Source organism: Helicobacter burdigaliensis (genome assembly GCF_003670295.1).
GTDB classification, from domain to species: domain Bacteria; phylum Campylobacterota; class Campylobacteria; order Campylobacterales; family Helicobacteraceae; genus Helicobacter_D; species Helicobacter_D burdigaliensis.
The window spans coordinates 1-23,790 of record NZ_QXJG01000012.1; the positions used below are offsets into that span (position 1 = coordinate 1).

General features: G+C 31.3%; 15 protein-coding genes and 1 pseudogene. 7 read left to right on the forward strand and 9 right to left on the reverse strand.

Annotated elements, in window-relative coordinates:
* Window positions 1–167: methyl-accepting chemotaxis protein (locus EBF09_RS05700; RefSeq protein ID WP_121764174.1), on the forward strand; the 167-nt coding region annotated here is incomplete at its 5' end.
* Window positions 168–769: 602 nt separating this feature from the next.
* Here the strand turns inward: EBF09_RS05700 and EBF09_RS09090 are convergent.
* Window positions 770–964: a hypothetical protein gene (locus EBF09_RS09090; RefSeq protein ID WP_157978171.1), complete on the reverse strand. Its 195-nt coding sequence runs from the start codon at window positions 962–964 to the stop codon at window positions 770–772.
* A gap of 202 nt (window positions 965–1,166) precedes the next feature.
* On the opposite strand from EBF09_RS09090, the gene EBF09_RS05705 reads away from it, so the two are divergent.
* The 4 genes from EBF09_RS05705 (at window position 1,167) to EBF09_RS05720 (ending at window position 7,142) form a co-directional block, all read left to right on the forward strand.
* A complete protein-coding gene (locus EBF09_RS05705; RefSeq protein WP_121764175.1) occupies window positions 1,167–2,750 on the forward strand; it encodes a DUF4153 domain-containing protein in 1,584 nt (527 codons plus the stop codon).
* Window positions 2,751–2,752: 2 nt separating this feature from the next.
* Window positions 2,753–4,177 (forward strand): DUF3298 and DUF4163 domain-containing protein, encoded by a 1,425-nt coding sequence (locus EBF09_RS05710; protein ID WP_121764176.1) that lies wholly within the window; start codon window positions 2,753–2,755, stop codon window positions 4,175–4,177.
* A 91-nt stretch (window positions 4,178–4,268) separates the two neighbouring features.
* A complete protein-coding gene (locus tag EBF09_RS05715) occupies window positions 4,269–5,516 on the forward strand; it encodes an aromatic amino acid transporter (protein WP_121764177.1) in 1,248 nt (415 codons plus the stop codon).
* Window positions 5,517–5,522: 6 nt separating this feature from the next.
* Window positions 5,523–7,142 (forward strand): N-6 DNA methylase, encoded by a 1,620-nt coding sequence (locus tag EBF09_RS05720; protein ID WP_121764178.1) that lies wholly within the window; start codon window positions 5,523–5,525, stop codon window positions 7,140–7,142.
* Here EBF09_RS05720 and feoB read toward each other — a convergent pair.
* The 5 genes from feoB to EBF09_RS05745 form a co-directional block, all read right to left on the reverse strand.
* Window positions 7,131–9,248 (reverse strand): ferrous iron transport protein B, encoded by a 2,118-nt coding sequence (gene feoB / locus EBF09_RS05725; RefSeq protein ID WP_121764179.1) that lies wholly within the window; start codon window positions 9,246–9,248, stop codon window positions 7,131–7,133. The genes EBF09_RS05720 and feoB overlap by 12 nt on opposite strands.
* Entirely contained in the window at window positions 9,241–9,471 is a 231-nt protein-coding gene (locus EBF09_RS05730) for a FeoA family protein (protein WP_121764180.1), read from the reverse strand. The genes feoB and EBF09_RS05730 overlap by 8 nt, the downstream gene beginning before the upstream one ends.
* Before the next feature lie 121 nt (window positions 9,472–9,592).
* Window positions 9,593–10,780, reverse strand: a complete 1,188-nt coding sequence (locus tag EBF09_RS05735; RefSeq protein WP_121764181.1) for an aspartate aminotransferase family protein — start codon at window positions 10,778–10,780, stop codon at window positions 9,593–9,595.
* A gap of 53 nt (window positions 10,781–10,833) precedes the next feature.
* Complete coding sequence (locus tag EBF09_RS05740) at window positions 10,834–11,925, reverse strand: deoxyguanosinetriphosphate triphosphohydrolase family protein (protein ID WP_121764182.1); 1,092 nt, start codon at window positions 11,923–11,925, stop codon at window positions 10,834–10,836.
* A 672-nt stretch (window positions 11,926–12,597) separates the two neighbouring features.
* On the reverse strand, window positions 12,598–15,753 hold the full coding sequence (locus EBF09_RS05745; protein ID WP_121764183.1) for a filamentous hemagglutinin N-terminal domain-containing protein: 3,156 nt from the start codon (window positions 15,751–15,753) through the stop codon (window positions 12,598–12,600).
* A 1,219-nt stretch (window positions 15,754–16,972) separates the two neighbouring features.
* Here EBF09_RS05745 and EBF09_RS05755 point away from each other — a divergent pair.
* Both EBF09_RS05755 and hypF read left to right on the forward strand, forming a co-directional pair.
* Window positions 16,973–17,308 carry a thioredoxin family protein gene (locus EBF09_RS05755; RefSeq protein WP_269801080.1) on the forward strand — a complete coding sequence of 112 codons (336 nt, stop codon included), beginning with the start codon at window positions 16,973–16,975 and terminating at the stop codon, window positions 17,306–17,308.
* A gap of 172 nt (window positions 17,309–17,480) precedes the next feature.
* Window positions 17,481–19,781, forward strand: coding sequence for a carbamoyltransferase HypF (gene hypF, locus EBF09_RS05760; protein WP_121764186.1), 2,301 nt, complete (start codon window positions 17,481–17,483; stop codon window positions 19,779–19,781).
* Here the strand turns inward: hypF and EBF09_RS09570 are convergent.
* The 3 genes and pseudogenes from EBF09_RS09570 to EBF09_RS05775 all read right to left on the reverse strand — a co-directional run.
* Window positions 19,778–20,269, reverse strand: a pseudogene (locus EBF09_RS09570) (methyl-accepting chemotaxis protein); the annotation flags it as partial. The gene hypF and the pseudogene EBF09_RS09570 overlap by 4 nt on opposite strands.
* Before the next feature lie 1,146 nt (window positions 20,270–21,415).
* The gene (locus EBF09_RS05770; protein WP_121764188.1) at window positions 21,416–21,877 is read right to left on the reverse strand and encodes a hypothetical protein; all 462 of its coding nucleotides are present in this window, start codon (window positions 21,875–21,877) and stop codon (window positions 21,416–21,418) included.
* Window positions 21,878–22,362: 485 nt separating this feature from the next.
* A complete protein-coding gene (locus EBF09_RS05775) occupies window positions 22,363–23,676 on the reverse strand; it encodes a DUF2130 domain-containing protein (RefSeq protein WP_121764206.1) in 1,314 nt (437 codons plus the stop codon).
* Window positions 23,677–23,790: the final 114 nt, after the last annotated feature.

Below are 23,790 nucleotides of genomic sequence, written 5' to 3' on the forward strand. Positions count from 1 at the left end.
TAAAAGAGCAAACACAAGGTGTTGCTCAAATCAATGAAGCAGTAGCACAATTAGAGGGTGTAACACAAGATAATGTAAGTGTAGCTAATAATACTAATAGTATTACCCAAAGTGTGAATAAAATCGCTAATGATATTTTAGAAGATGTTAGGAAGAAGAAGTTTTAGGATTCTTCCTAATTGCTCTCTAACCTCAATAAAAAATAATAAAGAAAATTTTAAAAAAACATATCATAAAATTCCAAACTTAAAATTAAGTATCCTTTATGTAAATTTATAATATTTACATAAATTTTTAAATTAGATTTTATTTTACTAAGGAGGTTTTATGTATTTTACACATCTTAATACCTCTTCCCTTATAGTGCGGGGGGGGGGGCAAATAGCCTCTCTTTATTAACCCCTTCTTCTACTTTTTATCCCTATATACATACAAATCTTACAAATAAACTCTTATTTAAATTTAAAACAAACACTATAAACAATTCTAAACTATCTACCTTGTCATTGCGAAGAAGCTTTGCTTCCGAAGCAATCTATTCTCTTCTGTCATTACAAGGAGTGAAGCGAAGTGCAACTTCAAAAAGAGTAATCAAAAAATTTAAACTATCTCCAAAGAATCAAACTACATTTTATATAAAAAGTATTTTGAGAGTGGCTTGGGAAGAATTTGCTTGTCAAATTCAGGGATCACACCGCCACGAACAAAATCGCTTTTTATATAAAGTTTCTTACATTAAGAAATATCTATCTTTTATGTTTTTATTTAATCATTTAAACTCTTTATTCAAAAGTAATTCTCTTAGGCGAGAAGTGGGAACCTTGAATTTACAAGTAAATTCTTCCCATTCACTGCCTAAGCAGTTAATCCTTTGGAAAACGCCACGAGAATTCTTTTGCAATAAAGAGTAACCCACATTGTCATTGCGAGGTGTAGCCGAAGCAATCTGAAGCGTAACCCCCATTAAATGTAAAATCTTTAGACTGCCACACAAATACTAACGCATTTACTCGCAGTAAAACTTTGAGCTACCCACAAAATAAACAAAAATGCCAAATAATTCACAAACAAACAACAAAAGGTTGCCATATAAAATTTATTCTTAAACTAAACATTAAAGTTTATAGGCTTTATGTTATAATTTACAAATTTTAAAGGGGGATATTGTGATACATCTAATCAAAAATGCTTTTGTAAAATATCCACTAAGTCTTCTTTGCTATGCGCTCTTTTGTATGTTTTGGCTGCAATTTATGGAAGACTTTGTGCCTTTTTATGCTGTTTATTGTATGCACTTTTTTGCTTTTATGGTGGCTTTTTGTCTTTTTTTAGAAGCATTTATGCCACAATTCCCCTATAAAAGCAAAGTTATAAAGATTTTTATAGCTATTTTAGCAGGCTTAGTTGCTTTCTTTTTGCTTTTTAATGGAATTTATGCAGAGAGTGGCATAGAGAATGATGGGGGCTATAAAATCATACTTTATGGCAAATTTTTTATTGCTAACGGATTGATTTTAGCCTTAATTTTTGCATTTTTATCAGTGAAGATAAAAGAATCTTATGAGCTTTTTAGTGCATATCTAATGCGGTTTTTATTTGTTTTATCTTTGTATTTGCTTTGTCTTATTTTGCTTGGTATTTTGCTTCTTGGAGCTGAGTTTTTACTCTCTATTGAAATCTTTGAGATTTTTAAATATCTAGCAGTGATTTTTGGCTTTTTTGTAGGGGTTGCATTTTTAGGAATGCAAGAGCATATTAGCTACTCTAAAGCACTTAAAATTTTACTTTTAATCTTTGATATTTTCGCATTTTCTTATATTATTTTGCTCGTGGCTTATTTTATAGCACCCATTAGAAGCTTTGAAAGCATAGTGCATATTGTGATGTGGTTTGGATTTTTCATCTTAAATTTAGCATTCGTAAATAGAGGAATTAGAGGGCAAAATAAAATTTTTAGCTTTTATGTGATTGTGGCTTTAGCTTTAAGCATTATCGCACTTTGGGCAATTAGTTTAAGGATAAGTGAATATTCTTTCACGCCTAGTAGAACCTTTGTGCTAAGCCTTAGTGTTTATATTTTTTGTGCATCTTTGCTATATTTTATAAAGCGTGGATTATTTTTTAGCTTTATTTTGGCTTCTGCTTTAGTGCTTCTTTCTTCTAGCATTTCACTACCCCTTAGCCTAAATGCACAAAATAGAATCTACAAAGAGCTTACTTTTAATTTAGAAAATGAAGAAAATTTCATCAAAGCCTATGGAGAGATAAATGAAGATAATTTTAATCAAGTTTTAAAGCGTTGCAGAGATGTTGTGGATTTTCTTAACTCTTATAGAGAAAAAAAGGATTATGAATATTGTAAAGTAGGAATAGATAAAAATAAAATAAAAAATCCTAAAGCTAATCATTACAAAAGCTATCATTTAAGTAAAAATAAAGAAGTTATAAAATTTGATGAATATGAAATGATAGATCTTGGAGTGAGAGATCTTAAAACTTATCGGGATTATACATTTAAATTGCAAGGAAAATCCGTTTTGATAGGCTTCCAAAATAGGCTTATTATGGAGATTCCAGCAAGCGATCTTTTAAAAGGAGAAATAAAAACTTATAAAACTAAAGGTTTTTTAATCCACATAAAGCCTAACTTCATCAGTCTAAACGAAGATGTTAGTGGAAATATCAAAGAAATCACAGATTTAGATGCTTATGTGTTTATAAAACACACCAAAACCACACAAAAGGAGTAAAAATGAAAAAATTGCTTTTGGGCTTAATTTTTAGTGCTTTTGCCCTAGCACAAAACAATTTGCAAAAAGATTTAAAAGAGCAAAGCTATTCTATATTTTTAGATTTAAAGAATGAAGATATTTTGTATATCAAAGAAGATACAAAAATCAATGAAGAATCTATCACGCACACCAAAGAAGACGACACAAAGGCTACAACTTATTTAGATTCTAGAGGGCTTTTATACAATTCTCGCTTTTATCAGCTAGATGGCTTTATAGAAGATGAAAAAGGAGAGGCTAAGGAGGTGCGTGTATGGGCGTATTATTCTTTTAAAGATTCAGATTATTTTTATAATAATTTAGACAAATTAAGAAACAAAGATACAAAGAAAATTAAACTCTTAAAGCTAACCTTACCTTTTGGGTTAATGGATACCACAATAAAGCCAAGAAGCAAACTAGATAAAAATGCACAAATAAAAAAGCTGAAAGAAGTTGAAGAGCTAAAGGTTAAAGAAGAAGGCTCTAAAAGCTGTCAAGGATTTGAGATAGAGGGGATTTGGTCTTCAAATACCACTTCTTCTTTAAATGGCAAAAGATTCTACTTGTGCGAAAGAAATAGTGCATATAGCAATATAAATCTTGCAAATTTTTCCATAGAACAAAAGCGTTTTGGCAAATTTGTAGATAGCCATAGAGTAGAGCTAAGCAAAAAAGAAGTAGAAAGAATTAAAAAAGAGTTTCCAGACAAAAACCAAAGAATGCAAAAAAATAAGCTTTATACAAGCTCATTTACTTATAGCTTTGCTCTGCCCTATTTAGATAACAAAAGCAAAGAGAAAGAAGAATTTAATGCTTTTTATTTCCCTTTTTTGCTAAAAACTGATGATAAAAGCAAAACATGGAAGTCTTTAGAAGAAGTTTTTGCCCTAGAGTTTAAAAAACTAAAAGATAAAAGCAAAGAAAAAGAAGAGTGGAGAGGCGATGAAGAAATTTATTCTTATCATTATGAGCTAGATTTTAGCTCTGAATTTAAAAATAATCTAAAAGTAAGCTATGTAGATGAAAATATTATTGCTTTTGATTTCTTTTCTTACACATATACAGGTGGGGCGCATGGAATGAGCTTCCATGGCAATAAAATCTATTCCACAAAAGATAAAAAAGAGCTAGAACTAAAGCCTGAAGATGTATTTAGCAAGAATCTTTTAGCTCTTTTAGAAGCTAAAATCAAAAAAGAAGTTGCCAAAGAGGCTCTTTTTAACCCAGAAGACCCTATAAATGATTTTCCATCAAGCTTTCAAGTAAACCCCAAAGGCATAACTTTTATTTATAATGTTTATGAAATAGCCCCTTATGCATCGGGGGCTATTATGCTAGATTTTAGCTTTGAAGAATTAAAAGAAGTGGTTAAAAAGGATAGTCCTATTTTTTACTTATTTTAATAATACTCTACTAATTATTTGCAAATAGAAGTAAATTTTATAGTTTTTTGTTATAATCCTAGCTTATTAAAAAGCTTAAAAAGGTTTCTAAATGCTAGGATTTAATGAAAAGCCAAGTGTGTTAGGTGGGACGATGATAGTAGCAGGGACAGCCATAGGCGCTGGCATGCTTGCTTTGCCTACGATTTCTGCGGGTATGTGGCTATGGTATTCTATTGCGTTGTTATTTATAAGTTGGCTTATGATGCTTCTTTCTTCTCAAGCACTTTTAGAGGTAAATCTAAACTACAAACCCGGTGCTAGTTTTCACACACTTGTGCAAGATAACTTAGGGAAATTTTGGAATCTTATCAATGGATTAAGCGTTGCTTTTGTGCTTTATATTTTGATTTATGCTTATATTAGTGGTGGGGGTTCTGTGATAGAGCCTATTTTTAAAACTCTTTTTGGAGAGGAAGCCTCAAACTATACAAGATTACTTAGCGGTATCTTTTTTACTCTCTTTTTGAGCGGTTGTGTATGGTGGAGCACTTTTGCAGTAGATAGAATTTCTGTGATTATGATTGGTGGTATGGTGCTTACATTTATTTTTACCATGAGTGGAATGCTTGGGGAGATTAAAATAGATTTTTTACTCAATAGCACAAGCACAGACAATAATTACACTATTTATATTTTTGCAGCACTTTCAACCTATCTTACTTCTTTTTGCTTCCACGCATCTGTGCCTAGCCTTGTAAAATACTTTGGAAAAAATCCTATATCTATCAATAAATGCCTTTTATATGGGACACTTATAGCATTTTTAACTTATATAATCTGGATTATTGCAAGTGACGGAAATATCGCTAGAGAGGGCTTTAAACAAGTTATCGCCGATGGGGGAAATGTAGATGATTTGTTGCGTGCTGCAGGGGCTGGACTAAATAACACTTTACTTCTTAAGGCTTTGGAAATTTTCTCTTTTTTAGCAGTAGCAACTTCTTTTTTAGGTGCTGGATTAGGACTTTTTGATTATATGGCAGATTTATGCGGTTTTGATGATAGTAGGCTTGGAAGAACCAAAACTTTACTTGTTACATTTTTACCCCCTTTAATCTTTGCAAGTATTTTTCCTGAAGGATTTTTATACGCGATTGGTTGGGCTGGACTTGCTGCTACAATTTGGTCTGTGATTATCCCTGCCCTTTTACTAAAAGCTTCGCGTAAAAAAAGCACTCCTAGTGCTTATAAAGTAAAAGGTGGGAATCTTACAATTTATGCACTTTTAGTTTTTGGAGCAATTGTCGCTGTATGCCACATATTGCTTGTTTTTGAAAAGCTCCCGATGTATAAATAGGTTTTTATGAAAAGTCTTATAAGCATTTTTAATTATATCCATCGCTTTTACGAAGATAGTTTAGAGAGTTTGCAAGTCTTAATGCAACTCATTTTACTAAAAGAACAAAGTGAAATTTTGGCGCATTTTCTCTCTAAAAAAGAAAAATATTTTTCGCACAATATTTATGAATTTCTAAAAAGTAATGGAATACGCCCGCTAGACTTTACGCACAATCTCAACCATAAAAAAATTGCTAGAGAGATGTTGCAAAGCCCTACAACACTTTCTTGCTTGCAAGATTTTATCCAAACGCTTTGTGTGCAAAAAAGTATTTTAAAGCTCTATGAATATGCCACTCCTTTAGAGGTTAATGAGCTTGTTTATGGGCTTATGGAACTCAAAAAAGAAGAAAGCATTTACAATCCATGCTGTGGCTTAGGAAGTTTTCTCTTATTTGTTAATCAAAAAAAATTTTTTAAAAATTTTTATGGTAGCGAGATTCACACAACTCTCATACAAATTGCAAAAATTATTGCCTCTCTTTTAAAAATCAATCCCATAAATTTAAGCAATAATGATTTTTTACAAATAAAACCCAAAAAAAGTTTTGATAAGATTTTTTGCTATCCTCCAAGTTTGCAAAATCTTTTTGTTAAAAAATACCAAAATGATCCCCTACTAAACAAATATGAAATCACTCAAAAAAGCACACTAGAAAGCTTGTTTATTGCTAATTGTGTAGAGATTTTCAAACAAAAATGTGTTTTTGTCATCTCTTCAAAACTCTTACACAAACCAGCAGGAGCTGAACTTAAAAATCTTCTTTTAAAAAATCATCTCTTAGAAGCAATCATAACCATTCCTAAAAATCTTTTTTTTCGCCAACAAGAGGATTTTTCTTTATTAGTAGTTTCGCATAACAATCATAAAGTATTTTTTATAGATGCGAGTAATTTTTACATAAAAGAGGGTAAATACAATCGCTTAGTGCGAGTAGATGAGATTTTAGATATTTATTTTTCCAAACAAGATTCTTCCTTTTCAAGATTGTTAGATTATAAACAACTAAGCCCTCACGATCTTCTTCCACACACTCTTATTTATACCAAAAAACAATCGCAAAATTTACTTAAAAACTATCTTGAAACTTCTTTTAGAGGACATCGCATTAGCGGTGATTTAGATTTAATTAATTGTTATGATTTTGGTATAAGGGAATTTCAAAACTATGGCTATACAAATTCCTTTGGCAAAAGCACCCTAAAACCAAATTCCAAAAAAATAGATGAACTTTGCTTAAAACCTAATGATATTGTATTGCCTCTTAGAGGCATTTACCCAAAAATAGCCATTATCGGCAAAGAAGCACAAGGAAAAAAAATTATTCCCAACGCAGGCATTTTAGTCCTTAGACCAAAAAACGAAGCAATTGCTAAAGCACTTTATGTGTATTTTAATTCCAAAACCGGTTTAAACAAACTTGAAGAACTTTATAAACAAGAGGGCATAAAACAAAAAGAATTGCTAGAAATCTGCTTAGAAGAAGACTTCTTAAAAAAAGAAGCTCTTTTTGATAAAATCTCTCAAATAGGAGAAGTTCTTAAAAAAGAGGAGAGAAAGATAAAACTCCTCTTAGGCTATTAGCATTTTTGTGATTGTATAACCTATAAAAGAAACAATATAGGCAGTAGCAGTAGTTAGCAAGAAAAGATAAAGGATATAGCGATAGCCTCCTGCCTCTTTCCCAAATACAATCGTAGCGGCAAGACAAGGATTATAAATCATAGTAAATAGCACAAAGCTTATTCCCACACTTAAAGGTATATTTGCCTTAATTTTTTCCATTAAGCTTTCACTCCCCTCATCTACTTCTCCCCCTAAAGAATATAAAACACCCATAGTAGAGATACTTACCTCTTTAGCAGCAAGCCCGCTTACAAGTGCCACTCCAAGCTTCCAATCTAACCCAATAGGAGCAAAAAATGGTTCTATGGCTTTGCCTATTTGTCCCATATAGCTATTTTCAATCAATTGCTCTTGAAGCTCAAAATCCAATAATTGCTTTTGGGATTCATCAGTAGTTTGCTCTATTTTTAAAGCATAGCTTTCTTCTAATTCATCTTGCATTGGAAAAGTAGTGGCAAACCAAATAAGCACAGAAGCAGCCAAAATAAAGCTTCCTGCCTTTTTTAAATACATCTTTGCTTTATTATAAACGCTAAACCACACAAGACGCCAATTTGGGATTCTATACTTTGGCATCTCCATTACAAAAGGTTCATCATCTCCCTTAAATACAGTCATACGCAAAATCTTTGCCATAACCAACCCTATTAATGCACCTAAAATATAAATACCAAAGAGCCAATTTCCTGCTTGTTCGCTTGGAAAGAATGCACCCACAAAAAGCACATAAACAGGCAATCTCGCTCCACAACTCATAAAATTAATAATAAAAAGGGTAAGCAATCTATCCTTTGGATTTTTAAGAGTTCTTGCAGCCATAAATGCAGGCACAGAACAACCAAACCCACTCACAAGCGGAATAAAACTTTTACCATGCAAACCAAATTTATGAAAAAATCCATCCAACAAGAAAGCAACCCTCGCCATATATCCCGTCGTCTCTAAAAGAGAAATACCAAAAAACAAAATAATAATATTTGGTAAAAATGAGGCAACTGCACCCACTCCCGCTAATGCACCATCGGCCACCAAAGATCCTATAAGCTCACTTGAAATATTTGCTTTAACCATCTCTCCTAAAGCTGTAAAAGAATTTTCTATAAAATCCATAGGATATTGCCCTAGTGTAAAGGTAGCTTGAAACAATAACCACATAAAAAACAAGAAAATAGGTATGCCGATGTATTTATTGATTAAAATATTATCAGCAAGTTGGGTGTAATTTCTCTTTGCTTTTGTGCCATAGCTAACACTCTCTGCAATCACTCCATTACTAAAAGCTTGTAAATCCTGCATAAAAATTTCACTGCTTGATTTTGTATTATAAGCAATATAAAGATTCTCTTGTGAGCTTTGAATAACCTTACTTAACTCCATCCAAATGGGTTTATTATGCAAATAATCATAAACCATCTCATCTCCCCTAAGAAGCGCAATAGCAATTTCTCTGTGGGTTTGATGTAGCTTAGAGATAGCTCCATCTTTTTTTTCATCTAAAAATTGTATGATTTTATTAATCTCAACTTCAATACTATCACTATAAATTCTTTTATTTTCTTGGAGTGCATTTGTATATGTGCTAATAATTAATTCAAATAATGTATCAAGATTTTCTTTAGTATTTGCAGAAACAGAAACACAAGGAATACCAAGCAATCCACCAAGCTTTTTAGAATCTACTTTAATGCCCTCTATTCTTGCTTCATCACTCATATTAAGAGCTAAAATCATTTTCTTTTTTGTGTCTAAAAGTTGTGTAGTTAGGAGTAAATTTCTTTCTAAATTTGTAGAATCTGCAACATTAATAATTAAATCATAATCATTTTTTTCTAAAAAATCTCTTGTAATTTTCTCCTCTTGAGAATAACCATAAATAGAGTAAGTCCCGGGTAAATCAATAATACAAATCTCATAATCTTGATATTTTACATAAGCTTCTGATTTTTGAATAGTAACACCCGCAAAATTCCCAACTTTAAGTTGCGTGTTACACATAGCATTAATCAGTAGGGTTTTACCCACATTAGGTTGCCCTACTAAAACAACTCTTATATTTTTATCCATGGATTTCCTCCACTTCAATACTCTTAGCCTCATCTTTTCTTAAAATCACACAAGAACGATCTAACTCCACAACAATCGTAGAGCCCCCCAAAGAAGTCTTTAGTTTCTTAACTATTTTACTTTTTGCAAAACCTAAGCTCAACAATCTATCCAAAAGTTGCTTTTCCACATTCAATCCCAAAATTACGGCACTATGCCCATTTTCAAGAGAGCTTATTGTCATAGCGATTCCTTAAAATTTTAATCTTTTGGAATAATTGTAGTATGGCTTAGTTTATATTATCTTTAAAACTAATTCTCATTTTCTTTATTTAAAGAAAAATGTTCTTGCATGTAGCACAAAGCTACATTTCTAAAAGTGCTTTTCTTATCCTTAAAAAGCCTTCATCTATCTCTTCTTTGCTTATTGTTAAAGGAGGCAAGAATCGTGCTGTATTTTTACCACTTTTTAAAACTAAAACCTTATTTTTATGTGCTAAATCTAAAAATTTATTCAAGGTTTCTAAGTCTTTTGCTCTAAGTCCTCTCATAAGCCCAAGCCCGATTTCTTCGGTAAAAATTTCTCCAAATTCTTTTTTTATTTCTTGCAATTTTGCACTAAAATAATCTATTTTTTGTGCTAATGCCCCCTTTTGCTTTTCTTCTTCTAAAATGCTTAAAACCTCTAATCCTGCCCTTGTAGATAAAAAGTTCCCCCCAAATGTGCTTCCATGATCACTCGGGGCAAAAATATCTTTTAATCTTGTTAGCACTGCACCTATTGGCACTCCTCCTGCTAAACCTTTTGCAGTAGTGATTACATCAGGTTCTATCTCATAAACTTGTGAAGCAAAAAGCTCTCCACTGCGATAAATTCCCGTTTGCACTTCATCAATCATTAAAAGAATATCTTTTTCTTTTAAAAAATTAGCAAGTTCTTGTATTTCTTCTTTAGGAAAAGGGGTAATACCTCCCTCTCCTTGCACAAGCTCTAGTAGCACCGCACAAGTAATGCCACTTACTTTATTTTTTACATCCTGCACATCTTTTGCATACACAAAGCCATCAGGAAAAGGACCAAAGAAATTGTGCATTTTGCTTTGTGCAGTTGCTTTTAATGTGCTAATAGTGCGCCCATGAAAAGATGATTCTAAAGTAATGATTTGATAGCGTTTAATTTCTCCATTAACCTCCCCATATTTTCTTGCAATTTTTAACGCACCCTCATTGGCTTCTGCACCCGAATTTGCAAAAAATACTCGCATATCATATCCACTAAGTTCTACAAGCTTTTTAGCAAGTTTTGCTTGATGTTCTATTAAATAAAGATTAGAAGTATGGATAAGCTTATTTGCCTGATCACAAATTGCATTTGCTAATCTTTTGTTACCATGTCCTACACTACACACTGCAATCCCTGATGCAAAGTCAATATAATCCTCGCCCTTTTGATTATAAAGCCTTGCATTTTCACCCTTTATAAAATGTGTATAATTGCGTGCATAGGTATGCAAAACATAATCTTTATCCATTTTCTCTAAATTCTCTTGCATTCTATCCCCTTTTATAAAAATTTTAGCGATGATTTTACATCTATTTTGCTTAACTAAAAGCCTAATTCTCTATAAAGTGCTATTGCATATCTATCACTCATAGAGGCAATATAATCTGCACACACCCTATGTAATTTCTCCCCTTCTTGCACTCTTTGCCTTAGGCTTTGTGGCAGTAAATTTACATCATCATTCAAACACTCATAAAGCTTTTTTACACAGCGTTTTCCCATAAACATTTTTCTAGTAATTTCTTCATGGCGGTAGAGTTTATTAAAAAGCATCTTTTTTAAAAATCTAATATCCTTTTCCATTTCTCTTGTGCGTTTTATAGGCAATGCTTCTTTTGCCTCATACACAAAACAAGCTGGGCTTTCATAATCAAATTTGGGATTATTATCCAAAATATCATAAACTAGCAAAGAAATTAACCTTGAAATAAAGCGGTGGCGGAAGATTTTGTCTTCTTTTTCTATTTTTTCTATGGTTATAACATATTCTATGCAGTCTTTTACAATTTTGCTCTCATATAAATCTTCAAAGCTAATCAAACCATATTTAATTCCATCATCAATATCATGGCTAATATAAGCAATCTCATCAGATAAATCCACAACCATAGCTTCTAAACTTGGATGAAAATCTATTTTAAAAGTTTCTTGCAATTTTGAGCTTAAGAATTTTTTAGAATAGGGATAAGAATGTTTTAAAATCCCTTCTAGTGTTGCAAAAGTTAGATTTAAACCACCATATTCTTTATATCTTTTCTCCAAGCTTGCAACCACCCTAAAAGATTGAAAATTATGTTCAAACCCACAATGATAACCATAGCTTTTCATTACTCTATCAAGCTCATCTCCCCCCACATGCCCAAAAGGAGTGTGTCCCAAATCATGTGCTAGTGCTATGGCTTCTGCTAGGCTTTCATTTAATCCTAAATTTCTAGCAAGTGCTCTTGCTATTTGGCTTACCTCCAATGAATGTGTAAGGCGTGTCCTAAAGTTATCCCCACTTGAATTTAAAAATACTTGTGTTTTATATTCAAGTCGCCTAAAATAAGAACTATGGATAATCCTATCTCTATCTCTACTAAAGGGATCTCTAAAATCTTCAACGGAAGGATAAAATCTATCTATAGGTTGCATAACTTCCTCCTTTTTTACATCTTGGTTTAAGATTTTAGCTAAAGAATATTTAGTATGGGGTTATTTATGGTTATTAAATAAAATTTTACGATAATTTTCCTAGCTTTATAAGATTAAAACTCCTCCATTGTTATTACAATAAGCTTTAGCAACAAAGTATTCTAAAAAATTTAAAACTCTAATTCTAATACTTAAAGTAAGATGTCACTATAAACAAAACAAAGCAGAGTGTGGCAGTCTAGAAAACAACCTAAAGACAAAATACTAAAATACTTTTAGTTTTTAAAAAACTTTGCAATAAAAGAAAAATACTTCTAAATATTTTTATTAGATTGCCACACAAATACTTTGTATTTGCTCGCAATGACAATGTGTTAAATTCTAGTAGCTAAGAATAAAATAAAAATTTTAAAGGGGGGTTTAAAAAGTAAGTTATCTAATAAATTAAATAAGTTCTAGTAGTTACGATATATAGTTTTAGCTTTTATGAAATTTTAAGAGGTTAGAGAGTTTTAATATAGTTATTTGAAAAATTAAATAAATTCTAGTAGTGGCGGATGAGCTTTGTGAGTTTTTAATAAATTTTTGGAACGAGGCTAGAGTAAGCCTCTGTGAGTTCCATAAAATTTATTAAATCTCTACAAATGTTATCCCCAATACGAATTTCCTTTTTTAAATTCTCTCAGCCATACAAGGATTGTTTGTCTTAAAGTTTTCACTCACTACACAAGTTCTTTGGTTTAGCATTCCTTTTTCTTCATCTAGTGTTTCTTTTTCTTCTTCTGCTGGTTTAATTAAAACTACTTTTTGTTTATCTAGCATAGAAGCATTAATGTCTTTTAGAGGGGAGGTTATGGTTTGATCACTTCCTCCATTATCTTTGTATTCTGGTTCTTTTAGATTAGCTATCCATTCTCCACCTATGAATGTTAATGAACCCTTGACATCTATATTAGCAATATTATCATATTTAAATTCTTTTAGGATTTTATCTTTTAATAATGCTTGGTATTGCTTTAGATTTGCTTCATTGTTTTTAAACCAACTCTCTAGGTTTTTCATTTGTTCTTCTGTGGCAAGTCCTGAAGTATAAAGCTCATATTTATCTTTCCATTCTGCAAAGAAACTCATAAGTCCTAATAATCCTCCTGCTGTATAGTTTGGATTATTATTACCATTTATAAAGTTTTCTAATTCTTGTTTAGAATGTTTGATTTTCTCTACTCTTTGTTTAGTAGTGTTCCATACTCCATTTTTATCTTTGTTTGCTAATTCATTTCCTAATCCTAATCCATTATTATCTACTTCTTCTCCATAGAATGCTAAAAGGAAGTTTAGAGATTGTGAGAGTTTAGAATCTTCTTTGTATTTACTAAGAAGTCCTTTAAGATAGTTTGTATTTAATGTTGCTTTTCCATTTTTAATAATAAAGAGTTTATTTGTATCTAAACTAAGAATGAGTTTTTCATCTAGTAAATCTTTAATGATACTATTTACTAATTTATTAGAGAAATCATCACTGCTTAATTCTACATCGCTTAAGCCATCATCGGTGTTATTGTTTCCGCTATTGCTTCCATTGCCATTGTCTCCACCATTGCCATTATCACCGCCATTACCATTATTGGTTTCATCTAGGAAAGTAAAGTAAGTATTACCCTTATCATCTTGTTTTTCATAGATTTTTATAGGATTACCCTCTTCATCTTTGAAAGCACCATTGGCTAAAATTATATCTTTAAATTCACTAAAGCTTTTTTCTTCAGAGTGAAACTTTTCTATACCTATGATTTCATAATTGTTTTCACCATTATTATAAAAACCCCCAATAAGTTCTAAGTTTCCAATTTGACTACCTTTTGCATAATATACATTAACATTATCAAAAGTAAGTTTTCCTCCCTGATTAAGAGAACCAATAAATTTACCAACTCTACCCTCATAGCTTGTGATTGTAGCTCCTTCTTTAAAATAGATATAGATATTTTTATAAATACTGTTATCAAAATGTACACTACCAACAAAACTACCCGCACTACCACCTTCAATATTGCCTATGTTGTTTATGATGATATTATCAAAAATCTGATATTCGCTACCAGGTCCATTTGGAGAACCAACAAAGCCTCCTACAGCACCATTTCCTGATTGGATATTTTTTATATTGTTTAAAATAATATTGCTAAAGGTGTTATTTTCGCCAGAATATTCCAGACTACCAACAAAACCACCCCCAAACCTGTTACTTTTAATACTATCTATGTTGTTTAAAACAATATGTGTAAAAATATTATCGTCTCCATAATATCCTATTATACCAACAAAGCCTCCTGCTGTATCACCTAGTGCTTCAATATTGCTTATGCCATCTAAAATAATATTAGAAAACAATGTTTCTGAGGTTGACAAGTATCCTGCAAAACCACCTGCCACACCTTCAAAATTATCAGGAGTGGCACGAATATCTCCTATATTGCTTAAAGTAATATTTGTAAAACTACCGCCCTCTCCATCAACATACCCAACAAAGCCCCCTATATAATCAGGATTTCCATTTGTATAATCAAACTTTAACCCATTAATATTTAAATTTGAAAAACTTTGAATTGGAATAGAAGGATCACCACCTATTTCCCCAAACAATCCTACTTTCCTATACCCCGCATTAATTAACACATTACTTAGTGTATAGCCATTGCCATTAAAATTTTTATTAAAAGCATTAGTATGTCCAATAGGATCCACTAAAGTCCAATTCATATCAATATTATTAGTTAAATGATATTCATCAAAGAAATTTCGCATTCCATTTGTATCATTATTCCACCCATTAGCAAAGTTTATCCAATCTTCTGCACTACCCATAGTCGCATACTTTTTAAACTCACTTTTAGCAATAGCATTATTGCTATTACCCTCTACTTTTTCATAATCTTTTGTGCTAAAGTTAAAATTAGTAATTGCATCTTTATTAGCAACATAGTTAGTAGTGCTTTGTTGTAATGCTCCACTTACATAAGCACTAGCAATCACAGAATTAGATTTAATATTTTCCACATTAATAAACACATTATTCCCAACTAAATGTAATTCTTCATTTGTTGTTCCACTAGGATTTTTTAGTTCTTCATTGGTTGCATTTGTCTTATGCATTCCATTAATACTTCCTCCATCTATTCTTACATTATTTCCTATAAGTAAGACTTTATTAGCATTAATATTTCCTTTGTTTATTATATCTCCTCTAGTGCTATTAGGTTTAAACACAGGAGACCAAGTAGCAGAATTCGTATTAGGATTACTAAAAGCATTGATTTCATCAAAGCTCATAGGAGTAGTAGAAGCTACAAATCTATTAGCATTAATACTTCCACTCTCAGTCACTATTACTCCACTAGGATTAACAATAAAGATATTATTATCTCCTCCATTTAATTTACCTGCTAGTATAGAAGAGTTTTTAGAATAATCTAAATTTAAATATCCTCTGCCACTTGTTGTAAAATTAACTTCTGCTTTAGAACCTATATTAAATCCTCCACCCCAAGCAATCACATTATTTTTATTATTACCATGAATATTCATACAATTACTTTTTCCAGCACAACTACTAATACTTCCACTACTTCCATTTGTAAATTTACCTCCACTTGGAAGTGTAGTATCTGTAATACTTCTTGCTAACACTAATTGATTAGATAAAAGTATAGAAGCAACTATACTAATACTAAGAGTTCTTTTAAAAGCATTATTGCTTTTAGATTTAAAAAAAGTATTAGTGTTTGTATATTTAACACTTTCTATATTCTTTTTAAATTCTTGTCTCATTTATCTTTCTCCTTTTTGTTTTAAAACATTAATGTTGTTGTTTAGATTCTTGTTTAAAAGAAATAGTTTTATTTCTTTTATTTCCTTCTTTGTCTTTTTATTCTTCTTTAATAAGTAATAAAAAGATTCTTTTTTGTTTTAGAAATTAAATCTTTTAAAAAGAAAAAGATTAAATTTAATTTCTAGTATGGAATAAAGAATCTAGTAGAGGATTCATAAATGGGGAAAAGAATCCTCTAATAGAGTCTTTTATAAGAAATAGAATGTATAAAAGAGTTTTAAATTTAAAAGAAAGATAATGTTTAGTGTTTATTAATGTGTTAAGAGATTGATTAAATAGTTTAAATTTAAGAGTTGTTAGTTTATAGATTGTTATATTGATAGATTTAGAATAATTGAAAGATATAAAATAATTGAGAGTTTTAGAATGAATACTAGATTGATTAAATAGTTTAGATTGAATAAGTAATTTATAGATTACTTTAGTTTTAAAGAGCTTTATAATGACAATAAAGAATAATAGATTGCCACAGCGATTATATCGTTTTACAATGACAAAGAAAGACTTTATAAAGTATCTAAAGTAACAAAGAAGAGTTAATAAAGAGCTAGAATACCCCCCCCCCCCGCGCGCACTAATAGTAAATTAGTGATAAAAGAAGTTTTAGAAATATTAAAAGTATTAGAGGATAATAATACTTTATTATTAGATGTTGTCTTTAAATGATTACAAAAAGAATAAAAAGAGTTTAATGTATTTTTTAATGTATTGAGTTTATTGAATTTTTTAAGATTTAAAAAATACATTGATTACCCCCTCCTTATATTTTTAAATCATTCTATTGTTTCTATCACAATGAAACTTATTGTATATAGAAATCTCCATTTAAATATTAAATATTTTCTATTGTGCTATTTAATATTTTATAGATAAGCAGTATATGTAAATATTGCAATTTATATACAATATACTTAAAATTTTAATTTCAAAATTATATTATATGTTTTTTTAAATTTTTATTTATTATTTTTTATTTATATTAAAAATAAATAGATAAAAATTAAAAGATATTAGTGGAATTTATCGCATATAATCTCTTAAGTTTTCTCTAAAAATATTCCCTTTATACATTCTCTTAGCGTAACAAAGTTACAAGATTTTTTAAACTTTTAGATTTTTTAAGTAAAATTTGCTAACAATTACAAGGTAATTTTAACTATTAAAGGATTTAAAATGATGGAAAAACTAACAAAAGCAACTTTTGCTAATGCAATTAAAGAAGGTGTGACTTTAGTAGCTATTGGTGCTCCTTGGTGTCCTGATTGTAGAAAGATTGAACCTATTATGGGAATGCTCGCACAAGAGTATGGCAAAGATGTGAAATTTTTTGCGATTATGGCAGATGAAGAAGAAGCACTCAAAGATGAACTAAAGGTAAGAAGAATCCCAACTCTGATTTTTTACAAAAATGGTGTGGAAGTAGGAGAACGCTTAGTAGAACCTGATTCTAAAGCTCTTATTGAAGAAGGCATTAAAACCGCTATCAATGCTTAAATTTCTGCTTTAAGCTTTTAAGCCCTCTTGGGCTTCAACTCCTTAACTAACTTTTACATTAAAAAAACATAAAGATTTTTACAAACAAAGTGTGTGCAAACAAGCTTTATTTTTACATTTGCTTCAAAAGATTTTAGATACAATTTAGCTTATTTTAAAACAAAGTGTAATTATGCTAAAAATACAGATTGAAGGGATTGTACAAGGTGTAGGATTTCGTCCTTTTGTGCTTAAAATGGCTCTTAAATACGATATTAAAGGCTATTGTCTTAATAACTCCAAAGGGGTTTTAATCATCGCTCAAAGCAAAGATAAAGCAAAGCTTGATTTATTTTGTAAAGCACTTTTGGACAATCCCCCCAAAGCCGCCTTTATCCAAAAATTTCACAAGCAAGATTTTAATACCAATAAAATCTTTTGTGATTTTCAAATCCTAAAAAGTGAAGACAAGGATCAAAAAACCGCCATTATTCCAGCAGATATTGCACTTTGTAAAGATTGCCTAAAAGAGTTTTTAAACCCAAAAGATAGGCGATATTTGTATCCTTTTATTAGTTGCACAAATTGCGGCGGGAGATATAGCCTCATCTCCTCTCTTCCCTATGATAGAGAAAAAACTGCTATGAAAGATTTTAAAATGTGTAAAGCCTGTCAAGAAGAATATGACAATCCAAACTCTAGGAGATTCCATTCTGAAATTAATTGTTGTAAAGATTGTGGCCCTAGGCTTTATTTTACAAAAGAGCTTAAAAGCACAAACCTTTTAGATTCTAAAATCTCTATTTTTTCACAAAAAAACCCCTTGCAAGATGCCATCAAAGCCCTAAAAAATGGGGAGATTCTAGCACTTAAAGGCATAGGGGGATATACGCTTATTTGTGATGCTTATAACAAAGAAGCTATTGAGCGTTTAAGAGAACGCAAGAAACGCAAAAAAAAGCCTTTTGCCCTAATGCTTGAAAATATCTCTAAGGCAAAAGAAATACTCACCTTACAAGAAGAAGAAATCGCCCTCCTTACCTCATCTAAAGCACCTATTTTGCTTTCTTCTAAACTAAAAAAGAATGCAAACTTACTTCCTTTAGATGTGATTGCACCTTCTTTAAAAACTTTAGGAGTGATTTTGCCTTATACTCCTTTGCATTATTTGCTTTTAAAAGAATTCAAAAATCCTTTGGTTTTTACAAGTGCTAACCTAAGCGGAGAGCCGATTATCAAAAGCTTTAGCGAACTTTGTGAAAAGCTAGAGGGAGTGTGTGATGGGGTACTTTTTTATAATCGTGATATTTTTAATGCTATTGATGATTCTTTGGTGCAATTTGTTAGGGGCAAAGAGCAAGTTTTACGCAGAGCTAGAGGCTATGCACTGGATATTAGTGAGATTTTCCCTTTAGATACTGAAGAAAACTTTGCCTCCCTTGGTGCAGAGCAAAAATCCACTTTTTGCTTTTACCATTCAAATAGAACCTTGCTAAGCCCTCATCTTGGAGATTTAAATAACTTAGATACTTTTACTAATTTTAAAAACACTTTGGAGCTTTTTACTAAAACCTATGAAGCTACCCCAAAAACTTATGTGCTTGACTTGCACCCAAACTATCACCAACGCCACCTTTTAGAAAATCAAAAATATATAGAAGTGCAACACCACTTCGCACATCTTCTTTCAAATATCGCTGAAAATCAAATCTCTTCAAAAACAATAGGAGTGATTTTTGATGGCACTGGATATGGAAATGATGGCAAGATTTGGGGAGGAGAGTTTTTAGAATGGAATCCAAACACTCCTTTAGAATTTAAAAAAATAGGTTCTTTTGCTCCTTTTAAGCTTTTAGGAGGGGAGAGGGCTATTAAAGATATTAGAAGACTTGGGCTAGAGGGCATCTTTACTTGTTTTAAAGAAGACTATACAAGCTTAAAACTCCCACTCTTGCAAGATTTTAGCAAAGAAGAATTAGAGCTTTTTTACTCCTTGCACCTCTCTAAAATACCCCCTGTGTGTTCTTCAGTAGGAAGGCTTTTTGATATGGTGGGGGCGATTTTAGGAGTTTGCAAAAACAATAGCTATGAGGGGGAAGCTGGAAGCATTTTACAATCTTTAGCAACAGAGTGCAAAGCTAAAGCAACCCCCTATTCTTTTAGTTTTGAAAAGGGTGTAGTGCATTGGCAAAAAATACTAGAACAAATCCTAAAAGATTTACAAAATAGCACCCCACTAGAGCAAATCGCACTAAAATTTCATTTTACTTTAGCTAAAATAATCGCTTATGTGATTAAATCCCTCTATAAAGAAAAAGAAGTAAGCATAGCTTTAAGCGGTGGTTGCTTTGCAAATTCACTTTTGAGTGAATTTACCTTAAAAGAGTTAGCCCCTTTTAAAGTCTATTTAAACCATAAAATCCCTTGCAATGATGGTGGGATTAGCTATGGACAAGCTTATTTTATGCATTTAGCAAAAGATTCTAAAATCTAGAATCTTTTCCTTTGTGTATCTTCATTGATCGCATCTACGATATGATTTACTTCCTGTGTAACGCCATTTGTCGCATTTGCTATCATTACATTTTCATCTGTGATGGTATTTAGATGTAAAATTGCATCGTTAATATGCTCGATTCCTTGTGTTTGCTCGCTTATTTGAGCACTCATATCGCTAACCCCTTGCACCAAAATATTCACATTGCTTTCAATCTCGCCTAAAGATTTTTGTGTGCGTTCAGCTAGTTTTCTCACTTCATCGGCTACAACTGCAAATCCTCTTCCATGCTCTCCTGCTCTTGCTGCTTCAATGGCTACATTGAGCGCTAAAAGATTTGTTTGATCGGCAATTTCTTTAATCACACTTACGATATTTCTAATATCCTCTGTTTGTTTAGTGATTTCATAAGTTTTATCATTAACTGATTGCATAGATTGTGTGATTTGGCTTGTAGCACTTGAAGATTGCTCTAGGTTTTGTGCTTGAGTTTGAGAACTTGCAATTAATTTGCTTACATTTTCCTCTAAAGATTTACTTTGCTCTATAAGCTTTTGTGCATAATTAGAAGAAATGCTAAGCATTTGTGCAACTTCATCTCCTAAAGAGTTAATAGCCTCTTCCACTTTTCCATTTGGATTTTCTACCCTTGCTTTAAAATTCAAATTTTCATATTCGCTAAAGACTTTTAAAATCTCATTAAGATCTTTACCGATTTTTGTGCTTAAAACTTCTAGCATTTCATTGAGCACTTCTTTTAAATCTTTTAGCTGTGGATTGCTAGGTGTATTTTGCAAAGTAATGTCAAACTTCCCTTGTTCAATCGCTTTTGCAACTTCTGTAATTTCTTTAATCATTGAATTATCTTTTTTAAAGGCTTCATGTGTTTTTGTGATGTTTTGGTTAATAAGATTCCCCATACTGCCTATCTCATCATTTGCCACAATTCTAGCGAGCTTTGGTTCTTCTTTGCTTTCATGGTTTATAAAGCCAAAGAAATTATTAAGCAGTTTTTCTAGATTATAAAGTCTTAAAGAAATATAGCGTTTTGCATAAAGCCAAATAGCTACAATAATCACAAGCACAGATACAATAGCAGTTAAAATTATCGTCATTTCTATGCTAGATAGTGAAGCATAAACTTCATCTTTTGTTACGATAGAAACCAAAGTCCATTCTGTTTTTAAATCTTTCCACAAGCGATAATTTGTCACACTTGCATAATTATCCACCCCATCATAGCGATATTCTAAAACACCTAATTCATTAGATTTTATAAATTCTACTAAGGTATTTGCACTTTTATCTTGATTAATGCTTGAGAGAGGCTTTCCTATAAAATCCTTATTACTATGGATAAGCATTGTTCCATTGCCCGAAAGCAGGAAGCTTCTATTTTCTTCATAAGCAATGCTTTTTGCCCCAAAAATTGCTTTTGAGATTTGATTTAAATCCACAATAGTTCCTAAAAGTGCTACAACTTCATTTTTGCGATTGAGTATAGGCGAGACAATATTTGCGCCAAAGATTTTATGCCCATGAATATCAAATTCTCTAGGTTCTCCAAAAACAAGCTTTTTTGTGCTAAGAGCTTCTTTAATGGAAGCTAGATTTGCCACACTATCTTGTGCTTAAACAAGCATAATCTTGCCACTATCTATTCTATCTGCAAAGAGCATAAATTCCCCATTCTGCAATAAAGAGTTATTGTCTTGTGTTTCAAGTGCGCGTCTTGCATAAACACTATTAGAATTAGGCACATAAAGATAAGAAAAAGAGCCATATTGATTAGTTTCTAAAACACTCAAAGTAGCTTCTTGCAAAATCTCTTCATCAATAATCCCACTTCTACTATTTAAAATCATGGAAGCCATAACTCCACTTGAAGCCTCCACAACTGCAAAAGATTGAGAAATCGCTCCTTGCACTCTATTAGCTAGTCGCACACTTTCTGTTTGCAAGAGTTTATGTGCCTCATTTTGTAAAACACTAGAAGTTTTTAGCGATACCAAAACCGTTAAAATACTCATAATAATAAGCACTACCAAACTAACAACAATTGTTAATTTTGTCCCTAGACGCAATTTTTTCATTCTAATACCTTATATTGAAATATTTTTGATTTGATTTTTATTTTTTATAAAAAGGCATTAAAACTCATATTAAGAAAATAGAATAGATTTTATTTAGTTTATAAAAGTAGAAATAATTAGCCCATAGTATAACTCTAAAAGCCCCCCCCCCCCGCAGGTTTAGAAGAGAATGCACAATGAAATTTTAATGAAGAAGAAATAAAAAAATTATTTTTCAAAATAGTTTCTTTTATCAAAACTTATATCCCCAAATAAATAAAATTATCTGAAATTATACAATAAATTTGTCAAGATTTTATGAATTCTATATTTATTTTATATTTTAAAATAGCTTAACAAATAACAAAAAAGCAAAAAAACAAAATGCTTTAAATCAACGCATCCACTACCTATGCTACAATATTAAAAAAATAAAAGGCTATTAGCAAATAGCTTTTATTTTTCGCTAAAAGCTTAAATTAAAGCCATTTTGCAACCTAAAAAGTTTATTCTTCATTGCCTAACAAATGCGAATCAAGCTCTAAAGCCTTAATATTTCCCATACTTACCCCCGCAATCCCTTTGATAGAACCATACATTGCAATGGTGTTTTCTACAACCTTTTCTATTTGCTTTTCCCTTTGTTTCCAAATCCTTTGCATAGCCCTTTTTTCACTATCAAGATCACTTTGCATCTGGCTAAAACCCTCTACAATCGATTCAATTTGCATTTTAAATTCTGTGCTTGTTAGATAGCCATAAAGCAATCCCATTTTATCGCTTTTATTTTCTTGGGATTTTCTAGCAAGATGTAGTTGTATAATACTCTCACGCAAGATTTTGCATAGCCCCTTAAACTCTTCAAAAGTGCAAATATAAACCCCATCAATTAGCCCCATTCTATCTAATTCTTTTGGCAAAACTTCACTTACCATTACACCAACATCCACCCCTTTTTCCACCATATCTGCTTTAAACTTCTCAATCCATGCTCTTTGGAACTCTTTTGACCTCTTACTTTCATAATAAATCTTTCCGCAGTTTTGTATCTCTCTAGTATGCACCACCTGCACGCAATCCCCTCCTCTAATGCCCTTTTTAACCTCTAAAATATTATCAAAAGGAAATTGAGCTTTTAAATACTCTTCAATAGCGAGCTCCTGTACCTCTCCTTGAAGCTGTTGTGAGCCTAACTCTGCCTTTCTTTGTGCCTCTTCTAACTTCTTTTTAAGTCCCTCTAGTTGCTCTTCTTTTTGCTTAAATTTTAGCTCATTTTGCTCTTGTAAGTTCTTAGTAATCTTTTCTTTTTCTGCTTGTAATTGTGTGTTAAACTGCATTTGTGCTTCAAGTTTGATTTTAGATTCTAATTCATTTTTTTCTAAGTTTAGTTTTTGAATCTCTAGTTTTGCATTGTTTAACTCTTTGACTTGATTAGATTTTTCGTTTAATTCTTTATTTAGATTATTGATAGTTTCTTCAAATTCTTTTGTGGTTTTTGCTCTAATTTCTTCTTGTGCTAACTCTGTTTGCTTGGCATATTGTTCTTGTAATCTTAAGCTTTCATTTTTAATCTTTTCTTCTGTGGCTTCTTGCAATTTTTTTTCAAACTCGGCTTCTTTATTTTTAAATTCATTTTCTTTTTGTTTTAAAGTTTCTAATACTTTTTCTGCTTCTTGCTTTTGTAGGGCTTGTTCCTCCTCTAGCTTCTTTTTAAGTCCCTCTAGTTGCTCTTCTTTTTGCTTAAATTTTAGCTCATTTTGCTCTTGTAAGTTCTTAGTAATCTTTTCTTTTTCTGCTTGTAATTGTGTGTTAAACTGCATTTGTGCTTCAAGTTTGATTTTAGATTCTAATTCATTTTTTTCTAAGTTTAGTTTTTGAATCTCTAGTTTTGCATTGTTTAACTCTTTGACTTGATTAGATTTTTCGTTTAATTG

What these genes read in the sequence shown, in the direction of transcription:
- EBF09_RS09090 (WP_157978171.1), bottom strand. Translation starts at nt 964, where the DNA reads ATGGGGGTTACGCTTCAGATTGCTTCGGCTACACCTCGCAATGACAAT.
- EBF09_RS05710 (WP_121764176.1), top strand. Translation starts at nt 2,753, where the DNA reads ATGAAAAAATTGCTTTTGGGCTTAATTTTTAGTGCTTTTGCCCTAGCA.
- EBF09_RS05715 (WP_121764177.1), top strand. Translation starts at nt 4,269, where the DNA reads ATGCTAGGATTTAATGAAAAGCCAAGTGTGTTAGGTGGGACGATGATA.
- EBF09_RS05720 (WP_121764178.1), top strand. Translation starts at nt 5,523, where the DNA reads ATGAAAAGTCTTATAAGCATTTTTAATTATATCCATCGCTTTTACGAA.
- feoB (WP_121764179.1), bottom strand. Translation starts at nt 9,248, where the DNA reads ATGGATAAAAATATAAGAGTTGTTTTAGTAGGGCAACCTAATGTGGGT.
- EBF09_RS05730 (WP_121764180.1), bottom strand. Translation starts at nt 9,471, where the DNA reads ATGACAATAAGCTCTCTTGAAAATGGGCATAGTGCCGTAATTTTGGGA.
- EBF09_RS05735 (WP_121764181.1), bottom strand. Translation starts at nt 10,780, where the DNA reads ATGCAAGAGAATTTAGAGAAAATGGATAAAGATTATGTTTTGCATACC.
- EBF09_RS05740 (WP_121764182.1), bottom strand. Translation starts at nt 11,925, where the DNA reads ATGCAACCTATAGATAGATTTTATCCTTCCGTTGAAGATTTTAGAGAT.
- EBF09_RS05745 (WP_121764183.1), bottom strand. Translation starts at nt 15,753, where the DNA reads ATGAGACAAGAATTTAAAAAGAATATAGAAAGTGTTAAATATACAAAC.
- hypF (WP_121764186.1), top strand. Translation starts at nt 17,481, where the DNA reads ATGCTAAAAATACAGATTGAAGGGATTGTACAAGGTGTAGGATTTCGT.
- EBF09_RS05770 (WP_121764188.1), bottom strand. Translation starts at nt 21,877, where the DNA reads ATGAAAAAATTGCGTCTAGGGACAAAATTAACAATTGTTGTTAGTTTG.
- EBF09_RS05775 (WP_121764206.1), bottom strand. Translation starts at nt 23,676, where the DNA reads ATGCAGTTTAACACACAATTACAAGCAGAAAAAGAAAAGATTACTAAG.